Raw genomic sequence first — 6,823 nt, 5'->3', positions numbered from 1 at the left:
AAGATGCTGCATCTCAAGGGCATCTATGGCCGCGAAATGTTCGAGACCTGGTACAAGATGATCGCGCTGGTGCAGGGGCCGCTCGATGTCAGTGGGCTGATCACCCACCGCATCGGCGTGGACGACTTCCAGACCGGGTTCGATGCGATGAAGAGCGGCAATTCCGGCAAGGTGGTGATGGACTGGTGAAGGCGGCGGCGCTTGGGGCTAGACTCCAGGCTCGTCATCTGTGGACATGAACGCCCAGGGGCAGGGCGATTTTCGGATTTCGCGAGGGCGATGATGACGCTTCTTTATCATTCAGGGCTATCGAATCCAGGACTTGATTGCCATCTGGCGCGCCAGCCGCTGACAGGCGGTTGGTCATGTCGAGAAGCATTCCGCTACGGACCGGGCAAGCACGAATGAAGACCCAAATTGTCGTCGTTGGCGGTGGGGCTGGAGGTCTTGGACTCGTGCGCCGGCTCGGAGCACGTCTCGGCCGCAAGGATTTCGATATCATTCTTGTCGAGCGGAACCACACCCATGTCTGGAAGCCGCTGCTCCATGAGGTTGCGGCCGGATCACTCGACGCAAATCTTGACGAAGTGGGCTACCGCGGCCACGGGCACCGTTGGGGCTACCGCTTCTTCTACGGGTCGCTGGAGGCCATCGATCGCACCGCGCGGCAGGTCACAGTGGCGCCGATATTCGACGATGACGGGTCGGAACTGGTCGGTCGACATCGGCTCCGATACGACTACCTCGTTATCGCAATCGGGTCGGTTTCAAACGACTTCGGCACTCCCGGAGTCAAGGATCATTGCCTTTTCCTCGAAGACCGTCACCAAGCGGATCGCTTTCGATTGAAGTTGTTGAATCATTGTCTTCGAGTTTCCAGGACAATGTCAGCTGATTCAACCGACGACGCCTTTGTTGATATAGCTATCGTAGGTGGCGGCGCGACAGGCGTCGAACTCGCTGCTGAACTCTACAATGCTGCATCATCTCTCAGACATTATGGCCTGGAAGTCTTCGACGAGACCCGGCTGAGGGTCACTTTGATAGAGGCCGGGCCGCGGATTCTTCCGGCTCTCCCAGAAGCTTTAGCAAAGGCCGCGCATCAGGAACTTGAGGCCCTCGGCGTCCGGGTGCTCGCAAACACGGCTGTATCCGAAGCAACGGAACAGGGACTGAGGTGTGCTACTGGGGAGCAGATACACGCCAATATTTGCGTCTGGGCTGCAGGCGTGCAGGGGGCAAATATTCTGGGAGAGCTCGACGAACTTGAGGTGGCGCGCAGCAGGCAACTTGTCGTCCTTCCCACCCTCCAAACGAGCCGGGACGAGCGCATCTTCGCTATCGGCGATTGCTGCTTTTTCAAGCCGGAAGGCGCGGGCGGCCCGGTGCCGCCACGCGCTCAGGCCGCCCACCAGATGGCATCGACCGCTTATCGCAACATTCTTCACTTGATTGCCGGGGAAACGCCGGAAGCATTTGTCTATCGGGACAAGGGCTCGCTCGTGTCGTTGAGCCGGTTTTCCACCGTCGGCAGCTTGATGGGAAATCTCGTCGGAGGGCGGATGGCGATCGAAGGGCGGCTGGCCAGGATGATCTACGTGTCTTTGTACCGCATGCACCTGGTGGCCATACATGGCTGGATCAAGGGCCTGGCTCTTATCCTGGTCGGCCATGTCAACCGGGTTGTCCGTCCGCGTCTCAAATTGCATTGAGGTTGGTCAGGCGAGTGGCAGGCTGCGACCGAAAGATGCCGCCGAGGTCTGCATTGCACCTCGCCTGAGCGACGCCCGAGTGGTCTTGCCGCATTCCTCGCCCGATTTGCGCCATATGGCATGCCGACGGACGGCTCAAAACGAATGATCCCGCTGAATTGAAAGGGCAAAACAGCAGCCAAATCTGTCCGCCGGAAGCGACGCTAAGGTCCGACTTCAATCTGACTTTGGATCGAGCGACAGCGTTGCACTCATGACCGTTGAGCATGACAGAGATACCGTCAGCGCCCCGACCGAGCTGATGAAATTCGAGACCCGCCATGTGCCGGGCGCGCTGAAGCTGTCGCAGGAGATGGGCTGGCCTTATCGCCAGGAGGACTGGGAATTTGCCGTGAAGGTCGGCAATGGCCTGGTCCTCGAGCGGGCGGGACAGGTGATCGGCACTGCCATGTCCTGGAATTACGGACAGGCCTATGCCACTGCCGGGATGATCATAGTCACCGGCTCCGCGCAAGGCGGCGGCAACGGCTCCCGGCTTTTTGACGGGTTGCTTCAGGCCACGGACGGGCGCAGCGTGCTGCTCAATTCGACGGAAGAGGGGCTCGCACTCTACAAGCGACGCGGGTTCACTGCCTGGGGTACGGTGGTTCAGCACCAGGGCCCGCTGACCGTTGCCGTGACGCAGAGTGCGCGCGACGACATCCGTCAGGCGACGGTCTCTGACCTCGCGGCAATCCAGGCCTTCGACGAACGGGCCACAGGCATGCCCCGGCCGTCGATGGTGGCTGGCCTCGCTGATGCGGGCAATGTTTCGGTCATCGAACGCGCGGGGCGGATTACAGGCTACGCCATCGCCAGGCGGTTCGGCCACGGCTATGTCGTCGGCCCTGTTGCAGCAGAAAGCGCCCAAGACGCGCGGCTTCTGATCCTGGCCCAGCTTGCGACGCTTCACGGCCAATTCGTGCGCATCGACGTCTATGCCGAACACGGATTGGGCGACTGGCTGGAGAGCCTGGGCCTCGCGCGTGTCGGTGATGTGATCGCGATGGTCAAGGGGCGACGGCCCGTCTCAGACGGGACGGCCAGCATGTATGCCTTGGCAAATCAGTCGTTCGGTTAAGGAATGAGGTAGGGTAGCGATGGATACGAATGTAGATATCCGTGAGGCGGTCCAAACGATCGACGCCCTCATCACCCCGTCGCTGCTTCTGGACCGGGGCCGGCTCGAGCGCAACATCCAGCGTCTGGCCGAGCATGCCGGAAAGCTTGGCGTGGTGCTGCGCCCGCATATGAAGACGGCCAAAAGCATCGACGTCGCCCGACATGTGTTCCCCGGCGAACCGGGCCCGATCACGGTCTCGACCATCGCCGAGGCGGAGTATTTCGCCGGCCACGGCTTTCGAGACATCACCTATGCAGTCGGCATGTCGCCGGCGTCGGCCGTCCGCGCCATGGAGCTTTGTCGCCGCACCGGCGCTGATGTGAAGCTGTTGCTCGATTCCGTGGAGCAGGCCGACGCCCTAGCCGGTGTACGCGAAGCCACCGGCGTGACGCCGTCCGTCTTCATCGAACTGGACTGCGACGACCATCGCGGCGGATTGAAGCCGGACGATCCCAAGCTGCTCGATGTGGCCGACAGGATCGTCGCAGCTGGCGCCAACCTGGTCGGCGTCCTCGCCCATGCCGGCGAGTCCTATGGCTTGAACACGCCCGATGCGCTGGTCAAGGCAGCCGAGGACGAGCGTTCGGCCACCGTGCGCGCCGCCGAAACTTTGCGCGCCCACGGCCATGCCTGCCCGATCGTCAGCCTCGGCTCGACGCCGACGGCGCACTTCGCCGAGAACCTCGAAGGCGTCACGGAGCTGCGCGCCGGGGTCTACATGTTCTTCGATCTCGTCCAGCACGGGGTAGGGGTCTGCCGTCTCGACGATATCGCGATTTCCGTGTTGGCCACGGTGATCGGGTCCAAGCCGGAAAAAGGATGGGTGCTGGTCGACGCGGGCTGGATGGCGCTTTCGCGCGACCGCGGAACCGCAAACCAGCAGGTCGACCAGGGTTACGGTGTCGTCTGCGATGAAAAGGGGCGGGTGCTTGAAGATGTGATCGTGGCGCAGGCCAGCCAGGAACACGGTATCCTCGCCATTCGTGCCGGTTCTGGAAAGTCCATGCCCGATTTGCCGCTCGGGGCTCGGGTCCGGATTCTGCCCAACCATGCCTGCGCGATGGCCGCCCAGCACCACTTCTACAGCGTCGTCAACGGGGACAGTCCCCGGATCGAAGCCCGTTGGGAGCGGATCCGCGGATGGTAGGGGCTGCAATCGCAACGCTTTGCATGGCGCCCGTGCAAACTGACGCACTGGTGGTGCAATCATGAAGTTTACATCTTATTGGCTGGATACCTCTCAGCCGTTCAATGAGGGCGCGTCCAAACCGCTCGAAGGCCACTACGATGTGGCGGTTGTGGGCGGCGGCCTGACCGGATCCTCCGCGGCGCTTGCCCTCGCCAAAAAGGGCGCCCGGGTTGCACTGTTGGAGGCCGAAACGATCGGCAACGCCGCTTCCGGCCGCAATGGCGGGATGTGCAACAACGGTTTTGCCCAGAGCTATGCAATCATGGCCGGCAAGCACGGCAAGCCGGCCGCAAACGCCCTCTACAAGGCTTTCGACGCCGGCGTCGATATGGTCGAGCGGTTGGTGCAGGAAGAAAAGATCGACTGCAGCTTCTCCCGGGTCGGCAAGCTCAAGCTTGCCGCCAAGCCTGAGCACTACGACGTGCTGGCGCGCAGCCAGGAACTCTTGGCGGCAAATGTCGATCCCGGGACGAGGATGATCGCGCGCGCCGACCTGCGAACTGAAGTCGGCACCAGCCGCTACCATGGCGGGCTGCTGTTTCCCAAGAGCGCCAGCATGCATGTCGGCCGTTTCGTCCGGGGCCTGGCGACCGCCGCCGCACGGCGGGGCGCAGAGGTCTATGAAAACGCCCCCGTCATGGCTCTGCGCAAGGTCGCCGACGGGCATGAGGTCGAGACCCCGCGAGGCAAGATCGTCGCGCGTCAGGTCCTGCTGGCGAGCGGCATTTCCCAGGTCGGTCCGCTCGGATGGATCCGCCGCCGCATCGTGCCGGTCGGCGCCTTCCTGGTCGTGACGGAACCGCTGTCGCCTTCGCAACTCGAGCGCCTCATGCCGACCCGACGCAATGTCGTCGACACGCGCAATCTCGTCGTCTACTGGCGGCTGACGCCGGACAATCGCATGCTGTTCGGCGGGCGGGCCCGGTTTGCAGTATCCAACCCGCAGTCCGACGAGAAGAGCGGCCGGATCCTGAAAGCGGCGATGGTCGAGGTCTATCCGGAACTGGCCGACATCCGCATCGATTACTGCTGGGGCGGCATGGTCGACATGACCCGCGACCGCCTGCCGCGCGCCGGGGAGCGCAACGGAATCTACTACTCCATGGGCTATAGCGGCCACGGCACCCATATGTCGACGCTGATGGGCAGCATCATGGCCGATGTCATGGACGGGCGTCCAGACCTGAACCCCTGGAAGGATTTCGACTGGCCGGCGATCCCTGGATACTTTGGGCGTCCCTGGTTCCTGCCGATCCTCGGTGCCTATTACCGCATGAAGGACCTTGTCACATGATTTCGCCCCTCGAACACCTGTCCCGCAACGGCCGCCTCGACAAGTTCTTCATCGACGGTCAATGGGTCGAGCCGAGAGGCACCGCCCAGAACGTCGTGGTGAATCCCGCCACCGAAGAGATCGTGGCCCGGTTTCCGCTCGGAAACAGCTGGGATGTGGACGCGGCCGTTGCAGCGGCCCGCCGGGCGTTCGCCACCTGGAGCCGTACCAGGCCGGAATACCGCGCGGGTCTGCTTGATCGCCTGCAGGCGCTGCTCGAAGCGCGCAATGAACTGCTTGCGCAATGCTTGAGCCTCGAAATGGGCGCGGCGATCGGATATGCGCGCACCGCGCAGGTGCCGCTCGCGATTGCCCATGTGCAAGTCGCTCGCGATGTCCTGAAAACCTTCCCCTTCGTCGTGCAGCGCGGCCACACCGCCGTCACCCACGAACCGATCGGTGTCTGCGCCCTGATCACGCCCTGGAACTGGCCGCTCTACCAGATCACCGCCAAGGTTGCGCCGGCGCTCGCCGCAGGCTGCACGGTCGTGCTGAAGCCAAGCGAACTCTCTCCTTTGGACGCCCTGCTGTTCGCCGAGGCGATTGAGGAAGCCGGCTTCCCTGCCGGTGTCTTCAACCTCGTCAATGGTGACGGCCCAGGCGTGGGCATGGGTCTCGCCTCCCACACGGATGTCGACATGATCTCCATCACCGGCTCCACCCGTGCCGGCATCGCGGTGGCCCAGGCCGCCGCGCCGACGGTCAAGCGCGTCGGACAGGAGCTCGGCGGCAAGTCGCCGAACGTGATTTTGCCCGACGCCGATCTCGACCGTGCCGTTTCACGGGGCGTAGCCGCCGCCTTCCGCAATCTCGGCCAGTCATGCAGCGCGCCGACGCGCATGATCGTGCCGCGCGAGCGGCTGTCCGAGATCGAGGCAATCGCCAGGAGGGCCGCAGCCCAGATCATCGTCGGCGATCCGCTTTCGGAAACCACCACTCACGGTGCAATCGCCAACCGTTCCCAGTTCGACCGCATCCAAATCATGATCGGCGTCGGCATTTCAGAGGGCGCCAGGCTCCTCACCGGCGGGTCGGGTCGCGCGGACGATCTGAGCGTCGGGTTCTATGTCAAGCCGACCATCTTTTCCGACGTGCGCACAGGCATGCGCATTGCCCAGGAAGAGGTTTTTGGGCCAGTTCTGTGCATCATCCCCTACGACACAGTCGAGGAGGCCGTCACTATCGCCAACGATACGGTCTACGGCCTGGGGGCCCATGTGCAGGGCACGGATATGGGCGCCGTCCGGGACGTCGCCTCGCGGATCCGCGCCGGTCAGGTTCATCTCAACTACCCCGCCTGGGACCCGCACGCCCCGTTTGGCGGTTTCAAGCAGTCCGGAAACGGACGCGAATATGGCATCGAAGGCATGTTGGAGTACCTCGAGGTCAAATCCATCCTCGGCTATTTCTAGGCGACATTCGCCTGG

Annotated in this window: 5 protein-coding genes and 1 pseudogene; all 6 read left to right on the top strand. The window is 63.1% G+C overall.

Features of this window, described 5'->3' with window-relative positions; genetic code table 11:
• Nucleotides 1-189: pseudogene (gene tdh, locus AC0L2Z_RS17590) on the top strand (L-threonine 3-dehydrogenase); the annotation flags it as partial.
• Nucleotides 190-404: 215 nt separating this feature from the next.
• Nucleotides 405-1,712 carry an NAD(P)/FAD-dependent oxidoreductase gene (locus AC0L2Z_RS17585; RefSeq protein WP_023801897.1) on the top strand — a complete coding sequence of 436 codons (1,308 nt, stop codon included), beginning with the start codon at nt 405-407 and terminating at the stop codon, nt 1,710-1,712.
• A 253-nt stretch (nt 1,713-1,965) separates the two neighbouring features.
• On the top strand, nt 1,966-2,832 hold the full coding sequence (locus AC0L2Z_RS17580; RefSeq protein WP_473628881.1) for a GNAT family N-acetyltransferase: 867 nt from the start codon (nt 1,966-1,968) through the stop codon (nt 2,830-2,832).
• Nucleotides 2,833-2,851: 19 nt separating this feature from the next.
• The gene (locus AC0L2Z_RS17575) at nt 2,852-4,021 is read left to right on the top strand and encodes an alanine racemase (protein WP_473628880.1); all 1,170 of its coding nucleotides are present in this window, start codon (nt 2,852-2,854) and stop codon (nt 4,019-4,021) included.
• A gap of 61 nt (nt 4,022-4,082) precedes the next feature.
• On the top strand, nt 4,083-5,357 hold the full coding sequence (locus AC0L2Z_RS17570) for an NAD(P)/FAD-dependent oxidoreductase (RefSeq protein ID WP_473628879.1): 1,275 nt from the start codon (nt 4,083-4,085) through the stop codon (nt 5,355-5,357).
• Complete coding sequence (locus AC0L2Z_RS17565) at nt 5,354-6,808, top strand: aldehyde dehydrogenase family protein (protein ID WP_023801893.1); 1,455 nt, start codon at nt 5,354-5,356, stop codon at nt 6,806-6,808. The genes AC0L2Z_RS17570 and AC0L2Z_RS17565 overlap by 4 nt, the downstream gene beginning before the upstream one ends.
• The last annotated feature ends 15 nt before the right edge of the window (nt 6,809-6,823 follow it).

This window comes from Mesorhizobium sp. WSM4850, assembly GCF_055811735.1.
This window is presented reverse-complemented; position numbering and strand designations above follow the sequence as displayed.

Bases quoted from the DNA above. Each gene is read 5' to 3' on its own strand.
- AC0L2Z_RS17575 (WP_473628880.1), top strand. From the start codon at position 2,852: ATGGATACGAATGTAGATATCCGTGAGGCGGTCCAAACGATCGACGCC.
- AC0L2Z_RS17570 (WP_473628879.1), top strand. From the start codon at position 4,083: ATGAAGTTTACATCTTATTGGCTGGATACCTCTCAGCCGTTCAATGAG.
- AC0L2Z_RS17565 (WP_023801893.1), top strand. From the start codon at position 5,354: ATGATTTCGCCCCTCGAACACCTGTCCCGCAACGGCCGCCTCGACAAG.
- AC0L2Z_RS17585 (WP_023801897.1), top strand. From the start codon at position 405: ATGAAGACCCAAATTGTCGTCGTTGGCGGTGGGGCTGGAGGTCTTGGA.
- AC0L2Z_RS17580 (WP_473628881.1), top strand. From the start codon at position 1,966: ATGACCGTTGAGCATGACAGAGATACCGTCAGCGCCCCGACCGAGCTG.